Raw genomic sequence first — 22,902 nt, 5'->3', positions numbered from 1 at the left:
CCCCATTTATGCGGAAGCTGACCGGCGCAACAGTCCGATCACAGTGATTTGTTCCGTGACACGATCATACAAGAAAAAACGCGTTCGCAATGCAGCCGGCGCAATTTTGCCTAAAGGGCTGCGGGTGCTGGTGGTACGGGCGAGGCCCGGCAACCCAAGCCAGGGGATTTTGCAGGCCGGCAGCAAGGTGTTCGCGTGCGCGCTCGGACGCGGTGGCATCTCCGCCAACAAGCGCGAGGGCGATGGCGCGACGCCGCTTGGCGAGATGCGGATTCTATCGGGATATTTTCGGGGCGATCATTTTCCGGCGGCCCGCAAAACCCGGCTGGCAATGGCGCCGATCGGCCCAGATCTCGGCTGGTGCGAGGTGCCGGACGACCGCAATTACAACCGGCCGGTGAAAATCCCCTACGGCGCTAGCCATGAGCGGATGCGGCGCGACGACCGCCTCTACGATGCCTGCCTGGTGCTCGACTGGAACATGGCGCCGCGCCGGCGCGGGCGCGGCAGCGCCATTTTCTTCCACCTGGCGCGTCCCGGCTTCACGCCGACGCAAGGCTGCGTGGCGGTAACCGCGCGGACGATGGCGCGGCTGTTGCCGCTGATTTCGGACAGGACGGTGATGAGGGTGGTTAGGTAGGCAGTAGGCAGTAGGCGGTAGGCAGTAGGCGGTAGGCAGTAGGCAGTAGGCAGTAGGCAGTAGGCAGTAGGCAGTAGGCAGTAGGCAGTAGGCAGTAGGCAGTAGGCAGTAGGCAGTAGGGCCGGGTGTCGGTGCCGCCTCATTTTTCTCTACTGCCTACTGCCTATTCACCACTGCCTATTCCTCTGCCAGCCGATATCCAGCAGTCCCAGCCTGCCCAACTCCCGGTCCATGGCGCGGGCGACATCCTTGCGTTCGCCGCCAATGTCGCGCAGCTCGCGGTCGGAGAGATCCTCGACGTCCTGGTGGACGACATTTTGCTGGGTAAGGTGGATCGCGACCCTGGCGTGACGAAGCCAGTCGAGCACGGCGCGCAACCAGGTCGGACGGGCGATCGGCGAATGAAAAGCGACGGTGGACATGGTGTGATCCGTTCCTCCGGACATCAAATCCGGTTTGATGGTGTTTCGATTGCGTCCATCATGTCGGATTGAAAGACAAAGGAGAAACGAGTAGTTTTCTCCATATCATCAAGTTTTATTTGGAGATCGATTGGCCCGCCTGCTGCCCGGAACCCGCGCACTGAGGACGCTGGAAGCGGCGGCCCGGCACCTCAATTTCACCCGGGCCGCGGATGAGCTCGGGCTGACGCCGGCCGCGGTCAGCCACCAGATCAAGGAAATCGAGGATCAGCTCGGCATCGTTCTGTTCACCCGCACCAGCCGGACCATCCGGTTGACCGAGGCAGGCACGGTGCTGTTCGAAGCCTCGCTCGATGCGCTCGACCTGCTCAACCGGGCGGTGTCGCGGGCACAAAAGATGACGCGCGGCATGGCGCTCCTGAAAATTACGCTCGACCCGCAATTTGCAACCAAATGGCTGATGCGGCGCGTTGACGATTTCCGCAAGCATCAGCCCGGGATCGAACTTCGCTTCGACATCACCTATGAGGTGCGCGATTTCGAGCGCGACGACGTCGATATCGGCATTCGCTTCGGCACCGGGAAATATCCGGGCATTGTCAGCCACCGTCTGTTCGACAACATCATCATTCCGGTGTGCAGCCCGGCTTTGCTGACCTCCGGTCCCCCGCTTCGAGAGCCACGCGATCTGTTCCGGCACACGCTTGCCCATATCGTATGGGCGCGCCAGGGCGTGACCTGGCCGAACTGGCGCATGTGGATGGCGGCGGCCGGCATCGACGATTTTGATGACAGCCGGACCATCGTTTTCGGCTCTTCGTCAGATGCGGTGCAGGCGGCGCTCGACGGTAATGCGGTGGCGCTCGCCGATTTCGCCATGGTGGCCAACGACCTGTCGGAGGGACGGCTGGTGCGGCCATTCGAACTCGGCCTCAAGGTCGCGGCCGAGTTCGCCTATTTCCTGGTTTATCCAGCCGCGTCGGCAAACGATGCCAGGATCATCGCGTTCAAGGACTGGATCCTGGGCGAAGTCCACAACCCGCAGCCGGACCCCGACGCGCCGGACCTGGGATGAGTAATAGGTCATCCTCGACTTTTGGAAGGTCTCAGCCGGCGACGACCGGTGCGCCGAACCAGCCGATCACCGCGCCGATGATCAAAAGCACGCCGAGCCAGTGGCCGCCGTCGATCAGGGTCAGGTCCCAGCCGAAATTCTCATAGCGGTGGTTGGCCGTCAGCGTCGTGGCGACGAAGCCGAGCCAGAGGACGAAGCCGAAGACCAGGCCGGCGGCAAGGGCCGGCTCGCCGCCGGTCATGGCGCCGACAACCAGAGCAACAACCAGCGCCATGATGAGTTCGGCAATGAAGGAGATGACGAAGGGCAGCTTCGACTTGCTCATCGTCGCCGGATCGAGCTTGGCCGCCTTCAGCCACGGCTTGCTCAAAGCCATGTACCAGACGGCGCCGAACAGCCACGCCACCACGGCCGCGACAACGACCGCCAGCCAGTTCACTGCTGAAAAATCCATAAAGTCCTCCCCTCAAGCATGTCGCCCAAAAGTGTTGAGCGGTCTTGGGATAACGACATGCGTATTCTCAAATCAATCCCGCGATGGAATGCCTGTTCGGCAGTGCCGTCAAGCGAAGCGCCACACCGTGGTGCGCTTGACCAGGGAATCCTCCAGCGCCCGCGTCACCGCCACTTCGTAGATGGCCAGCGGCTCCAGGCCTACCTTCGGCATGTAGGAGCGGCCGGGATCGCCGACGAGGATGTCGGCGCCGTGCGCCTTCAGTGTCGAAAACCACGGCATCAGCGTGTCGGCGAAGGATCTGTCGTAGAACACGTCGCCGGCCAGCACCACATCCCAGCCGGCATCGGTGCCGATGCAGTCGGTGCCGCAAAATTCGATGGCAACGCCGTTGGCTTCGGCATTGAGGCGGATCGCCGTTTCGCAGAACGGGTCGATGTCGGTGGCGATCACTTGTGCAGCACCGGCCTTGGCGGCGGCGATGGCGACAAGCCCGGAGCCGGAAGCGAAGTCGAGCACACGTTTGCCGCGCACTTCAGACGGGTTGTCGAGGATATAGCGGGCAAGGCCCTGGCCACCGGCCCAGGCAAAGGCCCAGAAGGGCGGCGGCAAGCCGATTTCGGCCAACTCGTCCTCGGTTCGCTGCCAGAGGTCATGCGCCTCATCGGCAAGGCGCAGAAAAATTTCCGGCACGTGCGGCGGCGTCATCAGCGCCGTGTTGTCGAGAATGAACTTTTTCGCGCTGTTCGGCGTGAGGACCGTCACGGAGCGGGCGTCAGGCCGCCCATGCGGCAGACTTCCTTCCATTCGGTCGGAGTCACCGGCTGTACGGAAAGCCGCCCGAGCCTGACCAGCGCCATCTCGGCGAGTTTCGGATTGGCCTTGACCTGTTCTAGCGTTGGCGGGTTAGGCACGTCCTTGAAGGCGCGGATGTCGACACATTCCCAGCGCGGATCGTCGGTGGTGCTGTCGGGATGGGCAAGCGCGCAGACCTCGGCAATGCCGACGACGTTCAGCCCCTCATTGGAATGGTAGAAAAAGCCGAGATCGCCGATCTGCATCGCCTTCATGTTGTTGCGCGCCGCATAGTTGCGCACGCCGTCCCATTGCGTGCCAGCCTTGCCCTTGGCCTTCAGCGCCTCGAAGGAAAAGACCGAAGGTTCGGATTTGAACAGCCAGTAGTTCATGTCTTTGCTCCAACTACTATTTTTTGCGCAATTCCGGACGGAAAACCGTTACACACTTTTCCTGGAATTGCTCCAGGCGTGGCCGGAATTAACTAGCCGCCGGCTTGTTGAAGGTCCAGTTCCACTGGCGGATTTCGACGGTTTCAAACAGCCCGGCCTTGGCATAGGGGTCGGCGGCCGACAGCGCCTGCGCACCGGCCAGATCCGGCGCCTCGACGACGACGAGGCTGCCGTTCGGCTTGCCGTCGGCATCGAGGAACGGACCGGCAAAGGCCAATGTGTTGTCGGTGTTCAAGCCCTCGAGAAAGGCGACATGGGCGGGCCGCGTGTCGACGCGCACCTGCAGGCTGCCGGGCTTGTCCTTGCAAATCAACGCAAACAGCATGCTTTCGAAACTCCGGGTTGGGATTGCGACTACAGTTCGCCTTGAACTGCCGAAACCGCGTTTTTGCTTTTATGGTGCCTTCCGGTCAATGCCAAATGACGATCTGTCGCGTGGATCTCCGCCCCGCCCAAGGCCAAGGCATTGAAATGATTGATCCACTTGAGTTTGATGAAAGTCACAGACGATATCGCTTCGCCCGAAAGAGCAGACACAGGCAACAGCGCTGTATTGCGAAAAAACAGCGCCTGGCCTTTGCGATTACTGGCTCATGAGGCGCGATGGGATATTTCGTAAGTCAAAGATAATCAATTTTCGATATGATACGCTCCCAGCGGGTCAGTTGTGGGGATGGGCTGGTTCTTCCAGAACGCCTGAATAGAGGACGCCATGGAGAGCATCGCGGGTGACATGACAAGCAGGATCGACGACGCCACGCCTGCTTTCACGGCCAGCATGGAGACCGAGCGTGTTCTCGTTTCTGCAATCATTCCTTGCCTGAACGAAGAATTGACGATTGGCATCTGCATCCGCAAAGCTTTCGATGCCTTCTCGAGGCGCGGCGTCAAGGGGGAAGTCGTCGTCGGCGATAATGGCTCCACGGACAGGTCGGTGGAGATTGCGCAACAGTTGGGAGCGCGCGTCGTCCATCAGCCGGTAAAGGGCTATGGCGCGGCAATCAGTGCCGCGGCTGAGGCAGCCGAGGGCAAATATCTCATCATGGCCGATGCCGATGATTCCTACGACTGGAGCCAGCTCGGCGATTTCATCGATGCGTTGGAATTGGGTGCGGACTTTGTCATGGGCAATCGGTTCGCCGGCGGTATCGAGCCGGGCGCCATGCCGCTGTTGCATCGCTACCTGGGCAATCCCGTCCTGTCCACCATCGCTCGCTGGCTGCACAAATCTCCGATCCGCGACTTCCATTGCGGCATGCGCGGCTTCACTCGAGAGGCATTTCAGAAAATCGGCGCACGCTCGCCGGGAATGGAATTCGCCTCGGAAATGATCATCAATGCGCATCGCGCTGGACTGAGCATTCGTGAAGTGCCGATCAAGCTCTACCCCGACAAGCGAAACCGCGCGCCGCATCTGCGTTCCTTCCGCGACGGTTGGCGCCATTTGCGGCTCATTATTGCTCACGCGCCGGACACCATGTATCTCGTGCCTGGGCTGACCTTGCTGATCACTGGCATTGTCGGCCTGGCAGTTCTCGCTGCCGGACCTGTTCGCATCGGCGGATGGTACTTCGGAATTCACTTCGTCGCGCTCTCGGCTATGGCGACGTTGATTGGCCTGTCAGCGATCCTGTTCGGTATGCTGGCAAAGGTGGCAATCGCCATCTACCATCCGGTCTACAGCGGTCGAATTGTGTCATGGCTGACGCGCGGTCGCCCTTTGGAATGGCTGGTTTTTTCCGGTGGCGTACTCGCGGCAGCCGGCTTCGCGGCGGACGTGGCACTGGCGCTACATTGGATTTTTGTCGGCGGCCCCATGGAGCAATCAGTGCACCTGACCTTTGTGGTCACCACTATCTGCGTGGCCGGCATGTCCATGGTGCTATCCGGCTTCGTGCTCAAGTTGCTGCTTGATACATTGAGCGCCAGACATGAGTTCTAACCCTTCAGCAGCCTCGCGAGCGGAAATTCAAGCAGTAAGCCGCGCGGCCGAAAAGCCTTTTCTGTCGGTCGTCATGCCTGTCCATGACGGGGCGGCATGGATTGGAGCGACACTTGATTCACTTGCTGCGGAGCTGACTGGCGACCTGCAGATAATCATTATCGACAGCAGCCCGACGAATGCCACAGCTGCCATTGTCGAGCGATTCCTCCACCTGCCGGCGTTCCGGCTGCTTCGGCGAAATGATCTCGGGCCTTGGCAGTCGAAGACCAACCTGGGCGTTGAGCTAGCCGCCGCCGATTATGTCTGCATACTCCACCAAGACGACCTGTGGTTGCCCGGGCGCATTGAGGCCGCTCGACGCTGGCTCGCGGACGCACCCGAAGCAGCGCTTCATTTAGCCCCGACTGCGATCGTTGACCGCCACGGTCGGCGAATGGGATGCTGGAACTGTCCCTTGCCAAGCGAAAAGGTGCTCGAATCTGAATTCTTGCTGGAACGGCTTCTCATACAGAATTTTGTGTCTGTGCCTGCTCCGATCTTTCGTCGGAGTGCGTGGCTGGCATGCGGGGGCATGGATGAGATGCTCTGGTATACGGCGGATTGGGATATGTGGGCGAAGCTCGCTGTTGCCGGATCTGTCGTTTATCACCAAGAGATAACCACAGCCTTCCGGGTTCATGGAGGTTCGCTGACTGTAACCGGGTCGCGTAATGCGAATGAATTCCGTTCGCAAATGCAGACTGTCCTAGAGCGCCATCTGTACCGGCTTTCGGCGCGCAGCCAACGCCAGATTGAATCTGCTGCTCGGGCATCGATCAGCGTTAATGTGTCGCTGGCGGCTGCGTCGGGCGGCGACTTGAAGGCCTTGGTTCGAGCGGCTCGCACCATGCTGTCGCTCGGGCCGACGGGATTAACGCGCTACTTGCGCGATTCGCGATTGCTGGAGCGCGTCATGTGCCGGCTTCGCGCGAAACTGACAGGAGCGTTCTGAGGCAATGTTCAGCTCTGCCAGGATCGCCGACAAACAAGTGGACAAGAGCAACCATGCCGGCGCTCACGAAAGACCGCTTTTGGAACGTGGATGGCGGTACACTGTGGTGGGAGCGATATGCGCAATTGCGCACAATGCCATCATGATTGCGGTTGATCAGCTGGGTGGGCACTACCTGGTGGGCATCATGATTTCATTCCTGGCTGTGATGCCTACGGGATACGCTCTTCACAGCTGGTTCACCTTCGGCAAGCCACTTCGCTTGAAAGCATTTGCGCGTTTTGCGGCAGGTGTGGCTGCGGCCTACCCGATCTCGGTAGCCATGATGGTGCTTCTCTGTTCATGCCTCGGCCTTGGTGTTGCGATTGCGTCTCCGATCGCCACAGTTGCGTTACTCATCTGGAACGTTGTCGTTGCGCATTTTGCTATCTGGTCACGGTTCAATCTAAAGCCCGTCACCTTGCCGGCGACATCCTCTCGCTCAACCACGGGAAACGAGGAATGAGAATGTTGCCGCCAGGACAGATCATGCGCAGGGCTCTTGGCCGCCATTTCAAGCCGGTCGGAGACATCTACCGTCGTGTTTTCGTCAATCTCAATGCAATTGCGGATTTTCTCGATCGCGAATTGCCGAACGGCGCGAAGGTTTTGGATATCGGCGGCGGGGATGGAGCGCTCGTCGACCGGTTGCTTGATCGGCGCCCCGACCTAATGGTTACGATGTGCGATCTCGCACCTTCAATCGGTGCGTTTCTAAGCAACGCAAATCGGGCGAAGGTCGAACTTCTGCCCGCCACGGACCTTTCCAGCGTGCAAGGATCTTATGATGTTGTGACGATTTCCGACGTCATTCATCATGTGCCGGTCGATGGGCGCGACGCATTCTTCAAATCGCTGGCCGACAGTTGCGAACGCTGGGCCTGCCGGAAGATCATCTTGAAGGATATCGAGCCTGGTGGAATACGCGCCACCTTGTCGCTTCTTGCGGACCGGCACATTACCGGAGACAAGCATGTCGTGCTATTTTCACGCTCGGACTTCACGGCCATGGCAAGACGGCATTTCCCCACAGCAAAAAGAGCATCGGCGTTACCGGACCGGCCGAATTATTGTGAACTGCTCAGCTGGTAGTAGATTGGTAGATCCTGGCGGGTCGCGAGGCGGTAAGCGCGCGGATCAACGACACGCTATTTGGTCGCGATGGTGCCGAGCATGCTGGCGATCCGATGACTCTCCGGGCGATCGACCAGGAATTTGTCGATAAACTTCAACGGGAATGTCAGCGTCAGGATCGCGGCTTTCGCTACCATGTAGCGGGTTCGGTTCTCTCGACCAACAACGACGCCGATATATTCCGAAAGGATGTTGACGATCGCGCTTGTCGGTCCTTGATGTGTCTGGACCTCCACCTTTCCGAACCGCCGGAGGAGTTGCTCGATCCCGTCCTTGGTGAAGTTGCAGTAGTGGGCAGGATAGCCATGGTAGGGGAACAGGAAGGGGTTGATGCACAGCAGCTTTCCACCCGGCCTTAGGACACGGAACACTTCATCGACGACCGCTTCCGGATTGGGAACATGCTCGATCACGCTGTCCAGAATAACGAAGTCGACGGAATTGCTTGCAAGCGGCGTGTGCTCGATATTCGCGACCAGATCGACGTTCGGGGTGGGGAACAGGTCAATATTGAGGACATCGGAGCGAACGCGCCGTGCGCCAGAGCCGAACTCAACGATCATTGAGTCCTGAGGTATCAAAGCAAGAAACGAATTCAGCGTGTCGTGCGGTGAATATTCGCTTGTGATGACCTGCTTCAGCGAATTGTAGAGACGGGCGCGCGTACTGGTACCGGTATACGCCTCTTCATGGAAGCTCGCGTCGAAGCCCTCCCTCACCGGCGACTCGACAAAGAATGGAATGCCTTTGTGCACGGGATAGGTGGCAGGGCAAGATTCGCAGGTCAGGGCAACCTGGCTTGTGCCAAGCTTAGAATAGCAGATTGGGCAGACGAGGCCCGATGCCATCTTGGGTTGTAGCACGCGATGTCCTTTCAAGCCGCCGCATTGTCGCAGAAGGCAGGTTGCCGTGTTTGAATATAGCCCCTTCTTAACAAGCAAAACGCTAACAGCGGCTAAAGTCCGCTGCGTATAAGCTGGCTGGAGCGGAGCACTGCAAGAACCCGTATCATAAACGCGACGGCCGCAGCACAGTGCTCGGAAAATTAACCGCGCTGGAACATGCTCTGCCAAGCGGAGCTGCCGGGTAAGAGTGGTCTGCCTGGGGCACGATCGAGGGGGATGTCTTGAATACGCAGGAGCCGGGACCAAACAAGCTGTTCGCTCTCGGGCAGCGCCCAACCACAAGTCTTCTGCATGTCTTGATCGCACTCAAGATCATCTTGCTGTTCGTTCTGGCTTGGAACATCCGCTTCGTCATGGATGAATTCGTCCAACTCGGATGGGCCAAATATTTCTCCAACGGCCTGTTCGATACGATCTGGCACCCCAAGGCGGTCGGCTACGCGGTCTTTTATGAGATTGCTCATCTGATCGGCTGGAATGCCACATCAATTCTGCTTGCTGGCCGCATGCAGTCTGCGCTGCTGGCCTGCGGCACCATCGCTTTGATCTACGCATGCGCTCGCGCTCTTGGCGAGGACCGCGTGCGCTCTTTGACGATCGTCCTCATTCTCCTGTGCTTTTCGAATTTTATGGAACGCATCTTTCGCACAATTGCCGAACCGCCGGCAGTGTTCTTCGCCGTGGCGGCGCTGCTGGTTATCCTGCGCGCACCTGCGTTGAGCGCAAGGCAGCTTCTCGCCGCTGGCATGTTAAGTGGCCTTGCCTTCCTCACCACTCAGAAGTCAGTCTACTTTAACGTTGCGCTCGGGGTCAGCCTTGTCGCTGACGCAGCCTTGATGAGACGCTACGCGACAGGTGCGGTCCGCGGGGGGTGGCTCGTGCTCGGATGGGCGGTTCCCGTAATTGTCTATTGCTTCATCTTCGGCGGTGGCGCCCCCGTTCTCGCGGCCAAAAACCTCATACTAGGCCCGGTCGAGATTGCGACGCGTGGGGGGGGTGACTACGGTGGACTGAGGCAGTTCGTGGTGCAGACCCTGGCGCGGAACGCCATTCTTTACGGGATCTGTTTCTCCGGTATGGCTTTGTCGCTGATGCGGATCATGAAACTCGATGAACGAAGGCGAATTGCACTGATCTTTTCGCTCATCGTCACGGCGCTGGTGTTCGCGCACGACCAGCCCTGGCCTTATGTCTTCATCATGGCGCTGCCGTTCATTGCGCTCTGGTCATTGGAGCTTCTCGACGTTACCGCAGCCTACGCGCGCTACCGGGTTGTTGTCCTGACGGTGCTGATCACAGCAATGGCCATGAGCTACGCAAGCGATGTTGTCTACCTTCGCCTCAACAATCAGACCCAGCTTGAACTGGTCGCGCGCGCGGAAACGTTGCTCGCGCCGGGTGAGAAGTATTTCGACGGCATCGGGATGCTGCCCAATCGACAGGAGCCTTCCACACTCTGGCTCGACCAGCACCATGTCTTGAAAACGTTGCAGGAAGGCAGGGAATCGGAAGCGTACAAAATCCTCTCTGACTCTCCGCCCAAGGTGGTCCTCTGGTCATATCGCATGGATATGATCGACCCCGTGATCGCCCCTCTTATCCGCGACAGCTACGTCCAGATCGCTCCCAACATCAGAATGGCCGGCCGTCGCCTTCGCTCCGGCCGTCTGGACGTTTTCAAGGTGCCGGTCCCTGGACGGTACAACCTGTACACGACGAACGGGCAGCCAGCAGATGGCAAGGTCGAGATCAATGGCACCCCGCGTTCCTTGCCTTTGTCGTTGGAGGCCGGTGTCAGCGACGTTGTTCTGCGCAGCGGTCCGGCCGAGGCACTGCTGCTTCCGGAAGGTGACTACGAAAACCTCATCGTCGCCGGTGAGGACAATGCCGAGTTGTTCCGAGGTATATACAATTAGATATCAGCTTCGGTCTTCAGCGGCCGCGTCATCAGGGCGGACACAGCCTGCCGTATGGTGATCGTGCCATCCAGTATCGCCGACACCGCAGTAATGATCGGCGCGTCGATGTCGCGCTCGGTGGCGATGCGGGCGGCGATCGCCGCCGTCGGCACGCCTTCGGCGAGCGTCAGGCCGGCCAAGGGCTTGCCTTGTCCCAAGGCCAAGCCGTAGGCGAAATTACGCGACTGGGCGGACGAGCAGGTCAGCAGCAAATCGCCGAGGCCGGAAAGCCCCATCAGCGTCTCCGGTTTTGCACCGAAGGACGCGCCGATGCGGCGCAATTCGACGAAACCGCGCGTCACCATGGCGGCCTGCGCGCTGGCGCCGAGCCCGGCGCCGGTGACGGCACCGGCGGCGATGGCAAAGACATTTTTCAGCGCGCCGCCGATCTCGACGCCGATCAAATCGTCGCTGGAATAGCAGCGCAGGTTTTCCGCCGAAAAGCGGGCGGCAAGCTCGGCCGCCAGGGCGTCATCGCGAGCCGCGACCACGACAGCGGTCGGCAGGCCCTTGGCGACATCGGCGGCGAAGCTTGGGCCGGACAAGGCTGCGACCGGGGTTTCCGGCAAAATGTCCGCGACGATTGCCGACAACAGCGCGCCGGTGCCGCGCTCAATGCCCTTGGCGCAAAGAACCAGCGGAATGCCTTTCGGCATATGGGGCTTTGTCGTCGTCAGCATGGCGCGTAGCGCTTGCGCCGGCGCCACGGCCAGCACGCAATCGGCGTCGGTCAGCGCAGCGCCGATATCGCTCGTCGCCGCGATGCCGGGCTCGATGGCGATGCCGGGGAGATAGCGCGGGTTCTCGCCGCGGTGGATGGCGGCGACGGTTTCTTCGTCGCGTGCGTAGAGCCGGACATCGTGGCCGGCGCGCAGCATGGCCAGCGCCAGCGCAGTGCCCCAGGCGCCGCCTCCGAGCACGGCGACGCGCCAGCCGGTCTTGTCCCTGTCGCTTGCCTTGCTGCCGGTCATGCTTTCGCTCCACGCCGGCCGGAGCCGACCATCGGCGCCGAAATGCTGTCCAGCGGCCAGCGCGAACGCGGCACGAAATCGAAACCGTTCTCTTGCGACAACCCAGCCCGCAGCCGCTCAATGCCGGCCCAGGCGATCATCGCCGCATTGTCGGTGCACAGTTTCAGCGGCGGTGCGACGAAGGCAAAGCCGGCCTCGGCGCACAGCTTGTGCAACGTCGCCTTGATCGTGCGATTGGCGGCGACGCCGCCGGCAACGACCAGCGAGGGCATGGCCTTGTCCGGAAATTCCTGGCGAAAGCGGGCCAGCGCACGGGCAACGCGGTCGCCCAGCGCATCGGCCACCGCCGCCTGGAACGAGGCGCAGATATCGGCGACATCTTGCTCGCTCAGCGGCTGGATGGCGGTCGCCGCCTGGCGCACGGCGGTCTTCAAACCGGAGAAGGAGAAATCGGGCTGCGCCGAGCCTTTCATCGGCCGTGGAAAGGCAAAGCGGGTCGCATCGCCCGTTGCTGCCGCCTTCTCGACATTCGGGCCGCCGGGATAGGGCAGGCCGAGCATTTTCGCCGTCTTGTCGAAGGCTTCGCCGAGCGCGTCGTCGATGGTGGTCGCCCAGCGCTGGTAGTCGCCGACGCCGCGCACGGCGACGATTTGCGTGTGGCCGCCGGAGACCAGCAGCAGCAGATAGGGAAAGTCGAGCCCGTCGGTCAGTCTTGCGGTCAGCGCATGGCCTTCGAGATGGTTGATGGCGATCAGCGGCTTGCCGGCGGCCGCGGCTATCGCCTTGGCCGTCATCAAACCAACGATCAGCCCGCCGACCAGACCAGGCCCGGCGGTGGCGGCAATGGCGTCGATGTCGGCAAGCGTTGTGCCCGAATCGGCAAGGGCTGCCTCGACGATCCCGTCCAGCGCCTCGACATGGGCGCGCGCGGCGATCTCCGGCACGACGCCGCCGAAGGCGGCGTGCTCCTCGATCTGGCTGAGCACGATGTTGGACGCAATCACCGGCTCGGAAGCGCCGTCCAACGTCACCACGCTGGCGGCGGTCTCGTCGCAACTCGTCTCAATGCCCAGAACGCGGATCAATTCGTCGCTGTCTCCAGAGATTGTGTCGCCGGACGTTCCTCGTTAGAGGGAGTGCCGGAAACGCAAAGCCAGCCGGGGGTTATCACGGACCGCGCGCCATGCAAACTTTGAAAATCGGAACACGCGGCAGCCCGCTCGCGCTCGCCCAGGCGCATGAGACGCAGGCGCGGCTGATGGCAGCGCATGGCATGCCGGCGGAAGCGTTCGAGGTGGTCGTCATCTCGACCAGCGGTGACCGCATCCAGGACCGGCCGCTGTCGGAAGCCGGCGGCAAGGGACTGTTCACCAAAGAGATCGAAGAGGCGCTGCTGGCCGGCGCGATCGACATCGCCGTGCATTCCTCCAAGGACATGCCGACGGTGCTGCCCGACGGGCTGGAGCTTTCCGCCTTCCTGCCGCGCGAGGATGCGCGCGACGCCTTCATCGGCAAGGCTGCGAGGCGGATCATCGACCTGCCGCAAGGCGCCAGGGTCGGCTCGTCGTCGCTGCGACGCCAGGCGCTGATCCGGCGCATGCGGCCGGACCTCGACGTGGTGATGTTCCGCGGCAATGTGCAGACCAGGCTGCGCAAGCTGGAGGAAGGCGTCGCCGAAGGCACTATCCTCGCCCATGCCGGGCTGAAGCGGCTGGGGCTCGGCCATGTCGTCACCGATTTGATGCCGCTCGACGCTTTTCCGCCGGCGCCGGGACAAGGCGCGATCGGCATCGAGACCCGCATCGGCGACAGCGCTGTGGACCAGATGCTGACCGCCATCCATGATGTGCCGACGGGCCAGGCGCTGGCCTGCGAGCGCGCCTTTCTGGCGGCACTCGACGGCTCCTGCCGCACCCCGATCGCCGGCTATGCTACGATAGCGGACGGCACGCTGACCTTCGCCGGGCTGATCATTTCGCCCGACGGCACGCAGTCGCATGAGGTTAAGGCCGAGGGTCCGGAGCAGGATGCCGCTCGTATCGGCACGGACGCCGCCAAAACGGTGCGGGCCAAGGCCGGCGAAACCTTCTTCGACGGCTGGGTCTGATATGCGTGTCCTGGTGACGCGGCCGCAACCCGGGGCGTCGCGCACCATGCGGCGGTTGCAGGGGCTGGGATTTGAGCCGATCCTTGTGCCATTGACCGAAACCCTAGCGCTGCCGGTCGATGCTAGCGCAGCAGGCGACAATGCCGTGGCCGTCGCGATCACCAGTGCCAATGCCGTGCGCCATGCGCCGAAAGAGCTCATCGCGGCGCTTGCCGCCTTGCCTTGCCATGCCGTCGGCGCAAGGACGGCTGAAGCGGCGCGCGCGGCAGGATTTTTGTCGGTCAGCGAAGGGCCGGGCGACGCCGAGAAACTGGCCGAAGCGATTGCCGCCGGCATTTTCGGCAAGGCAATCGTCTATCTCACGGGACGCGTGCGGTTTCCGGCTTTCGAGACGCGGCTGCGGCAGGCCGGTGTCGAGGTCCGCGCCATCGAAACCTACGACACTGTCTCACTGAACTATTCCGATGATGAAATCCGTGCGCGCCTGTCCGGTCAGGCGGTTGATGCGGTGCTGCTCTATTCGGCCAAGGGGGCGGCAGCGTTGCAGGCCTTGGCCAAGCGGGCGGAATTGGGCGATCTCCTTGGAAAGGCGCGGATTTTTGCCCTCTCTGAGCGCATAGCAGCTGCGTTCGGCAATGCCACCGGCAAAAAAATCCGCATTGCCCGGGAACCGCAGGAGGAGGCGTTGCTTGAGCTGTTGCGTGCAGGCCCCTGACCCCCGTGTCATCACGCCGCCCCTTTTCACCGCTTGGTGATGTGCTAGACCATTTTTTAAACCATCACGCGCCGTCAGGCGTTGAGACGAAGCAGGATTTGCGGAGCCCAGGCATGGTCAAGACGCCGAAGATGCGACATTCGAAAGGCCGCCGCGAGCCGGTGACCATCGAGCTCGAACCCGGCGCCGTCTCGCGCATCGTCGATGCGGATGCCGCCAAGGCGGATGGCGATGTGGCGGCATCCCCAAGCCCCGATGCGACCGAGACCTCGGCCGAATCGGTCATGCACGAGGAGGCGGCTGCCACCACGGCCGATGCACAGCCGGAGACGCCTGACGAGCCGGTTCATGCTGACCAAGCCGATCTCGAGCCGTGGGAGCATTCCGACGCCGCGGCGCAGGCCGCGCCGGAGAGCACCGGTGCCAAGGTGTCCGGCGAACCGGAGAGGCCTTATCCCGCCGCCTCGGACGCGCCGTCGCACGCCAGGACCTCCGATTACAGTTTCGAGGATGCCTCGCCCAAGCCGGGTGCATCTAAGGAAACGCCTGATACAGCCGAGGTGAGGAGCCAGCCCATGGCAGCGCAGCCGAAGCGTTCCAACGGCATTGCCGCCGGCATCATTGGCGGTGTCATCGCGCTGGCCGCCGCCGGCGGGCTGCAGTTTGCCGGCGTGCTCGGCGCTCCGGGTTCGGGCGGTGGCACGGTCTCGCTCGACGGCGTCAATGGCGAGATCGCCTCGCTGAAGAGCGAAATCGCCGACCTCAGGGAAGCCAGCGGCAGTGGCGCCGCAACGGCCAAGGTGGACGGGCTGTCGTCGGCTCTGGATCAGGTGAAGGCCGATGTCGCATCGCTGAAATCGGCGGTCGAGCAAGGCGGCGCCGGCGACAATGCCGGGCTTGCCGCGCTTGGCGACAAGGTCAAGCAGATCGAGACGGCGGTCGCGGCCCTCGGCCAGGCCGGCAGCACGGCGCCCGTCGACCTCGCGCCGCTCACCGAAAAGCTGGCTGGTCTGGATACGTTGGTGAAATCGGCCGGCGAGGCAGCCAAAGCGCAGGAGGCCAAGATCGCCGCGCTCGAACAGTCGGTGACGCGGCTCGCTGGCAAGGTCGAGTCACAGGCCTCCCAGCCGAAGATCGCTATGGCCATCGCCGCTTCGGCGCTGAAGGCGGCGCTCGACCGTGGCGCGCCGTTTGCCGCCGAGCTGGAAACCTTCGCGGCGATCTCGCCCGATGCGCCGCAGATTGCGGCGTTGCGTCCCTATGCCGAAAAGGGCGTGCCGACCCGCACCGAGATCGCCGGCGAGGCCGATGCGGCGGCCAATGCGATGGTCGCTGCCGCGACGCCGGTCGACGAAAATGCCGGCTTCTTCCAGAACCTTTTGTCGAGCGCTGAATCGCTGGTCAAGGTACGGCCGATCGGTGCCGTAGAGGGCGCCGGCGCGCCCGAAACCGTGGCGCGCATGGAGGTGGCGGTCAACCAGGGCGACTACGCCAAGGCGCTCAGCGAATATGCGACGCTACCGGACGCGGTGAAAGCCGCGGGCGCCGATTTTGCCGGCAAACTGAAGGCGCGCATCGAGGTCGAGACGCAGGTCGACGCGCTGATTGCAGGCGCGATGAAGGCATGAGGACGACACGATGATCCGCATTCTCACCTTTCTCGCCGCCGTCTTCGCGCTCGGCCTGGGCTTTGCCTGGCTGGCCGACCGTCCCGGCGAGATGGTCGTCACCTTCAACGGCTATCAGTATCAGGTCAGCCTGATGGTGGCGGCGGTTGCGATCGTTGCCGTCGTCGCAGCAGTGATGATCGTCTGGTGGCTGATCAAGGCGCTGTGGAACAGCCCCTATACGATTTCGCGCTATTTCCGCGTGCGGCGCCGCGACCGCGGCTACCAGGCGCTGTCGACCGGCATGATCGCTGCCGGCGCCGGCGATGGCGCGCTGGCGCGCAGGAAGACAAAGGAAGCGGCCAAATTGATCCGCTCCGACCAGGAACCGCTGATCCATCTGCTCGAAGCGCAGGCGTCGCTGCTCGAAGGCGACCATGAGGGCGCGCGCGAGAAATTCGAGGCGATGCTCGACGATCCCGAAATGCGGCTGCTCGGCTTGCGCGGGCTCTATCTCGAAGCCGAGCGGCTGGGCGACCGCAACGCAGCGCGCCACTATGCCGGCCGCGCCGCTGCCGTGGCGCCGCAACTGGCCTGGGCCGCGGAATCGACACTCGAAGACCTGACCGGGCGCGGCGACTGGGACGGCGCGCTGAAGCTGGTCGAGGCGCAGAAGTCGACGCGGCAGATCGAACGCGACGCCGCCAATCGCCGCCGCGCCGTGCTGTTGACCGCCAAGGCGCAGGCGCTGACCGACAGCGATCCCAACGCGGCCAAGACAGCCGCAGTCGAGGCCAACAAGCTGGCGCCCGATTTCGCACCGGCCGCGGTTGCGGCGGCCAATCTTCTGTTCAAGCAGAATGACGTCCGCAAAGGCTCCAAGATACTCGAGGCAGCCTGGAAAGCTGAGCCGCATCCGGAGATCGCCGAGCTCTACACGCATGCAAGGCCGGGCGATGCGGTGGTCGACCGCCTGAACCGGGCGAAAAAGCTGCAGGAGCTGAAGCGCAACAACGCCGAATCGTCGATGACGGTGGCACGCGCCGCGCTCGACGCGGGGGATTTTTCCACCGCCCGCCGCGAGGCCGAAGCGGCGATCCGCATGGACCGTCGCGAAGGCGCCTACCTGCTCCTGGCCGATATCGAGGAGGCCGAGACCGGCGATCAGGGCAAGATCCGGCAATTGCTGTCCAAGGCGGTCAGGGCGCCGCGCGATCCGGCCTGGGTTGCCGACGGCGTCGTCTCCGAACGCTGGGCGCCGGTGTCGCCGGTCAGCGGCAAGCTCGACGCCTTCGCCTGGCGCGCGCCGATGGAGCGGCTCGGCCAGCTCATCGACAGCCATGAGGAGACGCCTGGGGCCGAGGTGCCGGTGCTTGCGGCACCCACCAAGCCGGCAAAGGAAGCCGAGGTGATCGATCATCCGGCCGTCGCCAGGACGATCACCGAGGCGCCGATTGAGCCGAAGTCTGTGATGGGCGACGACCATGTCACGCCGGTCACTGCCGCTGCCTTTGCCGCCGTGCCGTCGGATGCCGAGGCGGTCGAGCCGGCCGAGGAGGTTATCCGGTTGCCGGACGACCCCGGCGTCGACCCCGAAGACGAAGCGGAGAAATCACCACGCCGGTTCCGCCTGTTTTGACCTCTGACCTGATGTGAGCACCATGTTCGAACGCGTCCTGTCCTTTCTGAAAGACCTTCCTTCCGGGGCCGGTGCTCGCGCCAATGCGGACGATCCGCGCGTTGCCGCGTCTGCGCTGCTCTATCATGTGATGAATGCCGACGGCGTGCGCCAGGATGTCGAGTGGGAGCGGTTAAAGCAGGTGCTGGCGCAGAGCTATTCGATCAGCGGCGATGAGCTCGATGCGCTAGCTGCCGCTGGCGAGCGCGCCGACAATGAGGCGATCGACCTCTATGCCTTTACCAGCGTCTTGAAACGCCATCTCGATGTTGATGCGCGCAAGGCCTTCATCGGCCTGATGTGGGAGATCGTCTATGCCGATGGCGAACTGCATGAGCTGGAAGACAACACGGTCTGGCGCGTCGCCGAACTGATCGGCGTCGAACGCCAAGACCGGATCGAGGCACGTCGCAAGGCGGCCGCCGCCGCGCCCGGCGCCAGTGGAACGTCGAGCGACGAATAGGATCCCAGCTCTCCATGCCGCCTAGACCGAGCTCGAAACCGAAAATCCTGATCGTGCTGCATCAGGAGACTTCGAGCCCCGGCCGGGTCGGTCACATGCTGCTCGAGGAAGGTTTCGATCTCGACATCCGTCGGCCGCCGCTCGGCGACAGCCTGCCGGAAACACTGGATTTGCATGCCGGCGCAGTCGTGTTCGGCGGGCCGATGAGCGCCAATGACGAGGATGAATTCGTCCGCCGCGAGACCAACTGGCTGAACGTGCCGCTGCGCGAGAACCGGCCCTTCCTCGGCATCTGTCTTGGCGCGCAGATGCTGGCCAACCATCTCGGCGGCAAGGTCGAAGGGCATGGCGAGGGGCTGGTCGAGATTGGCTGGTATCCGCTGAAGCCGACCGAAGCCGGCAAAAAGCTGCTGCCTTGGCCCGACATGGTCTACCAGTTCCACCGCGAAGGCTTTTCGCTGCCCAGGGATGCGACGCTGCTGGCGACCGCCGAAACCTACCCCAACCAAGCCTTCCGCTATGGCGACAATGCCTGGGGCATCCAGTTTCATGGCGAACTGACCCGGCTGATGATGCAGCGCTGGGTGGTGCGCGGCGCGCACCGCTTCGAATTGCCCGGTGCGCAGCCCGGCCGCGACCATCTCGGCGGCCGGCTGATCTGGGACATGCATCTCAAGCGCTGGCTGAGCGAGTTTTTGCAGCTGATCTTCGGCAAGCCTACTGAGGGATAGAGTAAAGTCCAATTACTCTGAACGGCCAAGCATGACCCAAGAAGACTTACGTCCGCCGAGGCGTGGACGACTGCTTTGCGCCGCATGCCGGTCGTAGAGACAAATTGAAATCTGCTTATTGGCAGACTTTACTAACGAGGGTGGCTACCAAACTCCGGAACCCACATCTGCGCAAGACGACAACACTGGCGACATTACCTGTATGACGGGGCAATTCAGCGCAATGCCCTTCGCGGCTTTGCGACGTGAGAGCGAGGATTTACTTATCCAGGCATTCAAGATAGGCGCCAAACCATAACTTGGATTCGATTTCTCATGGGCGTAGCGCCAAGAACCTGCTACTGAAGGTTCAAATCAGCCAATATCCACAGGTAACTTTGTGCGCCGACTCGCAGCCATCCTTGCCGCCGACGTCGTTGGGTATAGCCGCCTCATGGGAGTGAACGAGGTCGGCACGCTTGCCGCGCTCAAGCTTCATCGTAAGGAACTGGTAGACGGCAAGATCGGCGAGCATGGAGGACGAATCGTAAAGCTGACCGGCGACGGAATGCTGGTCGAGTTCCCGAGTGTGGTGAACGCGGTCGCCTGCGCCGCCGACATTCAGCGAAAGATGCGCGAGCGGAACATCGACATACCCGAGGACAGGCGGATTGAATTCCGCATTGGCGTCCACCTCGGTGACATCATCGTCGATGACGATGACATCTATGGCGAGGGTGTGAACGTCGCGGCACGAATCGAAACCATCGCCAAGTCCGGTGGAATCGCGGTTTCCGGCCCAGTGCGCGACAATGTGGGCAACCGGCTCGACCTCCTCTTCGAGGATACCGGCGAGCAGAAGCTAAAGAACATCGAACAACCTGTAAGGGTTTACAACGTGTCGCTCGATCCACGTGCTGCGAGCGTAGAGCAGACGCCTCAAGGCAATCTGCCGCAGAGGGAGAAGCCTTCAATAGCGGTGCTCCCCTTCCTCAATATGAGCGGAGATCCGGAGCAGGAGTACTTTTCTGACGGGATTACCGAGGACATCATCACGGACCTCTCCAAGATCTCAGGCCTGTCGGTCATCGCCCGTAATTCTGTATTCACTTATAAGGGCAAGCCGGTCGACGTACAGGATGTGAGCCGGCGCTTCAACGTCACGACCGTTTTGGAAGGAAGTGTGCGCAAGGTTGGCCAGCGCGTGCGAATAACAGCTCAGCTCATCAACGGAAAGGACGGAACCCATCTGTGGGCCGACCGATACGACCGAGACCTGACCGATATCTTCGCTATCCAGGACGAGATAACGAGAACGATCGTCGAGCAGCTGAAGGTAAAGCTTCTGCCGGAGGAGAAAAAGATCGTTGGCCAAGCGCCAACCGAAAACATCGATGCCTACACCTACTATCTTCGCGGGCGGCAGTTCTTGCATAGGCACTCGAGAGCATATTACACGCTTGCGAGGCGAATGTTTTCGAAAGCGGTCGAGCTCGATCCGCTTTATGCCCGAGCGTATTCCGGGATCGCCGACTGCGACTCCTTTTTGTTTCTACATTATTATGAGAACATAGCAGTCGAGAGTATTCTGGCCACCAGCGCCAAGGCACTCGATCTTGAGGGTGGCCTGTCCGAGGCTCATGCTTCGCGCGCATTGGCCTTATCGCTCGGGGAGCGTTATCCCGAGGCTGAGACGGAATTTGAACGCGCGATTGCCCTGAATCCTAACCTGTACGAAGCCCACTACTTTTTCGCTCGCGCCTCCTTCGCGCAGGGTAAACTCGATCAAGCCGCGCGGCTATATGAACGGGCGATTGAGATCAAGCCAGATGACTACCAGAGCCAGATCCTGCTGATCCCGATCTACCGTTCCCTGGGCCGGGACAAGGATATTATCTATGCAGCGCGCACAGGAATTAAGCTGGCCGAAGCCGAGTTGGCTCTGCATCCCGATAACCCGCGCCCAGCCTATCTAGGCGCCAGCGCGCTTGCCGAAATTGGAGAGATCGCCCGTGCGAGGGAATGGACGTCGCGTGCGTTGGCCATTGATCCCGACGATATTCTAACCCAATACAATGCTGCTTGCGTCTACTCGCTTTTGGAGGATGCCGAGCCGGCGCTAGATCTGTTGGCGCGTCTGCTTCCGCACGCAAATCACGAGACCAAGGCATGGGTAAAACAGGACTCTGACTTCGCCAAGCTTCACAATCATCCTCGCTGGCAGAAAATACTTGAGCTGGTAACCTGATTGCAACGAGTGGACCTCATCTTGGCGACGGCTTGCCGCCCAAGCAACGACCGCTTCGGGCCAGCTCACGATGTTGCTCGCACCGGCCTGAGGGTCCCTATTGAAAATCTGAGGCCCGAAGCTGTCCGTCCGCTTCCGGCCCCATCTCAGCCGCGCAAGCTGATTGTCCCGAGCGTCGATCCAGCGACTAAGATCCGCGTTCAATCAGTTGCGGCTGTTCAGATGCCGCACCCTGCGCAGCTGCGGAAACAGCACCGCCCATAGACCAGCGACGGCAATCGCGCCGACGCCGCCGATCACCACGGCCGGCACGGTGCCGATCAGCGCCGCCATGGTGCCGGCGCGGAATTCGCCGACTTCGTTGGAGGCGCCGACGAAGACCTGGTTGACGGCGTTGACGCGGCCGCGCACCTCGTCCGGGGTCCACAGCTGGATCAGCGTTTCCCTGATATAGACGCTGAACATGTCGGTGGCGCCGAGGCCGGCAAGGGCCAGGATCGACAACCAGGTGATGGTGGAGACGCCGAACAGCACGGTGAAGGCGCCAAAGCCTGCGACGAAGCCGAGCATGATCTTGCCGGCATTGTCGCGCAGCGGGTGTCCGGCAAGCCAGACCGCGACACAGATGGCGCCGATGCCCGGCGCCGAGCGTAAGAGGCCGAGGCCCCAGGGGCCGAGTTCGAGAATGTCGCGGGCATAGACCGGCAGCAGCGCCGAGGCGCCGGACAGGAGCACGGCAAAGAGGTCGAGCGAGATGGCGCCGAGCACGATCTTCTCGCTCCAGATGTAGCGGAAGCCGGCAAACAAAGTTTCCATCGTCGGCTTGTCGGTGGCGCTTTGCTGGGCCGGCTTGGGAATGGTGAAGATCAGCAGGCCAGCCACCAGCATCAGCACGGAGGCGGTGGCGTATGCGGCTTCGGCGGAGACGCCATAGAGCAGGCCGCCGGCGACCGGGCCGACAATGGTTGCCGTCTGCCAGGCCGACGAGTTCCAGGCGATTGCGTTACCAAAGTCCTCCGGCGGCACCAGATTCGCGAACAGCGATGACGAGGCAGGTCCGTAAAAAGCGCGCGCTACGCCGAAAAAGGCGAGCACGGCGAAGATCGGCACGGGACTGACGAGGCCGCGCAGCGTCAAGACCAGAAGAACCAGCGCACAGCTTGCCTCGATCACCGTCGCCAGGGCCATGATCAGGCGGCGCCCAAAACGGTCGGCGACGACACCGGTGACCAGCACCAGCAGCAGCGACGGGAGGAACTGGACGATGCCGACAATGCCGAGATCGAAGGGATTGCGCGTCAGATCGTAGATCTGCCAGCCGACGGCGACGGACACGATCATGGTGGCGAAGGTGGTGAGGAAGCGCGCCGCCCAGTAGCTCAGGAAGGAGCGGTGGCGGAAAGCGGCGTAGCGCTGGTCCGGCGGTGTCTGGGAATGGGATGTCATGGATATGGCCCCGTTGCGATTTGCACTGGCCGGCGGGGCACTTCCCAAAGATGGGCGCTGTTCCGGCCAATGAGACGTATCAAAGTTCGGGGCGCGTATGCGTTATAATCCGGCCTGGATCAAGAGTTTTTCGTCCAATCCCGCCCG

Annotated in this window: 23 protein-coding genes; 14 read left to right on the top strand and 9 right to left on the bottom strand. The window is 62.0% G+C overall.

Going from position 1 to position 22,902, the window contains the following annotated elements; genetic code table 11:
• The first annotated feature begins 103 nt into the window (after positions 1-103).
• Positions 104-640, top strand: coding sequence for a L,D-transpeptidase family protein (locus ACYHH6_RS03230; RefSeq protein ID WP_352586626.1), 537 nt, complete (start codon positions 104-106; stop codon positions 638-640).
• Positions 641-807: 167 nt separating this feature from the next.
• On the opposite strand, the gene ACYHH6_RS03225 is transcribed toward ACYHH6_RS03230, so the two are convergent.
• Positions 808-1,062 carry a hypothetical protein gene (locus ACYHH6_RS03225; RefSeq protein WP_352586498.1) on the bottom strand — a complete coding sequence of 85 codons (255 nt, stop codon included), beginning with the start codon at positions 1,060-1,062 and terminating at the stop codon, positions 808-810.
• A 130-nt stretch (positions 1,063-1,192) separates the two neighbouring features.
• On the opposite strand from ACYHH6_RS03225, the gene gcvA reads away from it, so the two are divergent.
• Positions 1,193-2,137, top strand: a complete 945-nt coding sequence (gene gcvA, locus ACYHH6_RS03220) for a transcriptional regulator GcvA (protein WP_352586499.1) — start codon at positions 1,193-1,195, stop codon at positions 2,135-2,137.
• 31 nt (positions 2,138-2,168) lie between these two features.
• Here gcvA and ACYHH6_RS03215 read toward each other — a convergent pair whose 3' ends face one another.
• The 4 genes from ACYHH6_RS03215 to ACYHH6_RS03200 form a co-directional block, all read right to left on the bottom strand.
• Positions 2,169-2,591: a DUF1761 domain-containing protein gene (locus ACYHH6_RS03215; RefSeq protein ID WP_352586500.1), complete on the bottom strand. Its 423-nt coding sequence runs from the start codon at positions 2,589-2,591 to the stop codon at positions 2,169-2,171.
• A gap of 108 nt (positions 2,592-2,699) precedes the next feature.
• Complete coding sequence (locus ACYHH6_RS03210; protein ID WP_352586501.1) at positions 2,700-3,398, bottom strand: class I SAM-dependent methyltransferase; 699 nt, start codon at positions 3,396-3,398, stop codon at positions 2,700-2,702.
• Positions 3,353-3,778 carry an EVE domain-containing protein gene (locus ACYHH6_RS03205; protein WP_112561238.1) on the bottom strand — a complete coding sequence of 142 codons (426 nt, stop codon included), beginning with the start codon at positions 3,776-3,778 and terminating at the stop codon, positions 3,353-3,355. The genes ACYHH6_RS03210 and ACYHH6_RS03205 overlap by 46 nt, the downstream gene beginning before the upstream one ends.
• A gap of 88 nt (positions 3,779-3,866) precedes the next feature.
• Entirely contained in the window at positions 3,867-4,163 is a 297-nt protein-coding gene (locus ACYHH6_RS03200; protein ID WP_352586502.1) for a YciI-like protein, read from the bottom strand.
• Positions 4,164-4,550: 387 nt separating this feature from the next.
• Between ACYHH6_RS03200 and ACYHH6_RS03195 the strand changes: the two genes are divergently transcribed.
• From ACYHH6_RS03195 to ACYHH6_RS03180, 4 genes are read left to right on the top strand one after another with little or no spacing between them, the layout of a single operon-like run.
• Positions 4,551-5,780, top strand: coding sequence for a glycosyltransferase family 2 protein (locus ACYHH6_RS03195; RefSeq protein ID WP_352586503.1), 1,230 nt, complete (start codon positions 4,551-4,553; stop codon positions 5,778-5,780).
• Positions 5,770-6,774: a glycosyltransferase gene (locus ACYHH6_RS03190; RefSeq protein ID WP_352586504.1), complete on the top strand. Its 1,005-nt coding sequence runs from the start codon at positions 5,770-5,772 to the stop codon at positions 6,772-6,774. Before ACYHH6_RS03195 ends, ACYHH6_RS03190 begins: the two co-directional genes overlap by 11 nt.
• 4 nt (positions 6,775-6,778) lie before the next feature.
• Entirely contained in the window at positions 6,779-7,279 is a 501-nt protein-coding gene (locus ACYHH6_RS03185) for a GtrA family protein (RefSeq protein ID WP_352586505.1), read from the top strand.
• On the top strand, positions 7,276-7,905 hold the full coding sequence (locus tag ACYHH6_RS03180; RefSeq protein ID WP_352586506.1) for a class I SAM-dependent methyltransferase: 630 nt from the start codon (positions 7,276-7,278) through the stop codon (positions 7,903-7,905). The genes ACYHH6_RS03185 and ACYHH6_RS03180 overlap by 4 nt, the downstream gene beginning before the upstream one ends.
• A 56-nt stretch (positions 7,906-7,961) precedes the next feature.
• On the opposite strand, the gene ACYHH6_RS03175 is transcribed toward ACYHH6_RS03180, so the two are convergent.
• The gene (locus ACYHH6_RS03175; RefSeq protein WP_352586507.1) at positions 7,962-8,810 is read right to left on the bottom strand and encodes a methyltransferase domain-containing protein; all 849 of its coding nucleotides are present in this window, start codon (positions 8,808-8,810) and stop codon (positions 7,962-7,964) included.
• 263 nt (positions 8,811-9,073) lie between these two features.
• Here ACYHH6_RS03175 and ACYHH6_RS03170 point away from each other — a divergent pair, with 263 nt between their 5' ends.
• On the top strand, positions 9,074-10,768 hold the full coding sequence (locus ACYHH6_RS03170; RefSeq protein WP_352586508.1) for an ArnT family glycosyltransferase: 1,695 nt from the start codon (positions 9,074-9,076) through the stop codon (positions 10,766-10,768).
• Here ACYHH6_RS03170 and ACYHH6_RS03165 read toward each other — a convergent pair.
• Positions 10,765-11,781 carry an NAD(P)H-dependent glycerol-3-phosphate dehydrogenase gene (locus ACYHH6_RS03165; protein WP_352586509.1) on the bottom strand — a complete coding sequence of 339 codons (1,017 nt, stop codon included), beginning with the start codon at positions 11,779-11,781 and terminating at the stop codon, positions 10,765-10,767. The genes ACYHH6_RS03170 and ACYHH6_RS03165 overlap by 4 nt on opposite strands.
• Positions 11,778-12,863 (bottom strand): tRNA (adenosine(37)-N6)-threonylcarbamoyltransferase complex transferase subunit TsaD, encoded by a 1,086-nt coding sequence (tsaD, locus tag ACYHH6_RS03160; protein WP_352586628.1) that lies wholly within the window; start codon positions 12,861-12,863, stop codon positions 11,778-11,780. The genes ACYHH6_RS03165 and tsaD overlap by 4 nt, the downstream gene beginning before the upstream one ends.
• 101 nt (positions 12,864-12,964) lie before the next feature.
• Between tsaD and hemC the strand changes: the two genes are divergently transcribed.
• From hemC to ACYHH6_RS03125, 7 genes are all read left to right on the top strand, one after another.
• Positions 12,965-13,888 (top strand): hydroxymethylbilane synthase, encoded by a 924-nt coding sequence (gene hemC, locus ACYHH6_RS03155; RefSeq protein WP_352586510.1) that lies wholly within the window; start codon positions 12,965-12,967, stop codon positions 13,886-13,888.
• 1 nt (position 13,889) lies between these two features.
• Positions 13,890-14,603, top strand: coding sequence for a uroporphyrinogen-III synthase (locus tag ACYHH6_RS03150; RefSeq protein ID WP_352586511.1), 714 nt, complete (start codon positions 13,890-13,892; stop codon positions 14,601-14,603).
• 113 nt (positions 14,604-14,716) lie between these two features.
• On the top strand, positions 14,717-16,231 hold the full coding sequence (locus tag ACYHH6_RS03145; protein ID WP_352586512.1) for a phage tail protein: 1,515 nt from the start codon (positions 14,717-14,719) through the stop codon (positions 16,229-16,231).
• A 10-nt stretch (positions 16,232-16,241) separates the two neighbouring features.
• Positions 16,242-17,849, top strand: coding sequence for a heme biosynthesis protein HemY (locus ACYHH6_RS03140; protein ID WP_352586513.1), 1,608 nt, complete (start codon positions 16,242-16,244; stop codon positions 17,847-17,849).
• 22 nt (positions 17,850-17,871) lie between these two features.
• Positions 17,872-18,351: a tellurite resistance TerB family protein gene (locus ACYHH6_RS03135; RefSeq protein ID WP_352586514.1), complete on the top strand. Its 480-nt coding sequence runs from the start codon at positions 17,872-17,874 to the stop codon at positions 18,349-18,351.
• 14 nt (positions 18,352-18,365) lie between these two features.
• Positions 18,366-19,082, top strand: coding sequence for a glutamine amidotransferase (locus ACYHH6_RS03130; RefSeq protein WP_352586515.1), 717 nt, complete (start codon positions 18,366-18,368; stop codon positions 19,080-19,082).
• 379 nt (positions 19,083-19,461) lie between these two features.
• Positions 19,462-21,309 carry a TPR end-of-group domain-containing protein gene (locus ACYHH6_RS03125; protein ID WP_352586516.1) on the top strand — a complete coding sequence of 616 codons (1,848 nt, stop codon included), beginning with the start codon at positions 19,462-19,464 and terminating at the stop codon, positions 21,307-21,309.
• Positions 21,310-21,513: 204 nt separating this feature from the next.
• On the opposite strand, the gene ACYHH6_RS03120 is transcribed toward ACYHH6_RS03125, so the two are convergent.
• Positions 21,514-22,755, bottom strand: coding sequence for an MFS transporter (locus ACYHH6_RS03120; protein ID WP_352586517.1), 1,242 nt, complete (start codon positions 22,753-22,755; stop codon positions 21,514-21,516).
• Positions 22,756-22,902 lie beyond the last annotated feature (147 nt).

The organism is Mesorhizobium sp. P171375 (assembly GCF_057786075.1).
This window is presented reverse-complemented; position numbering and strand designations above follow the sequence as displayed.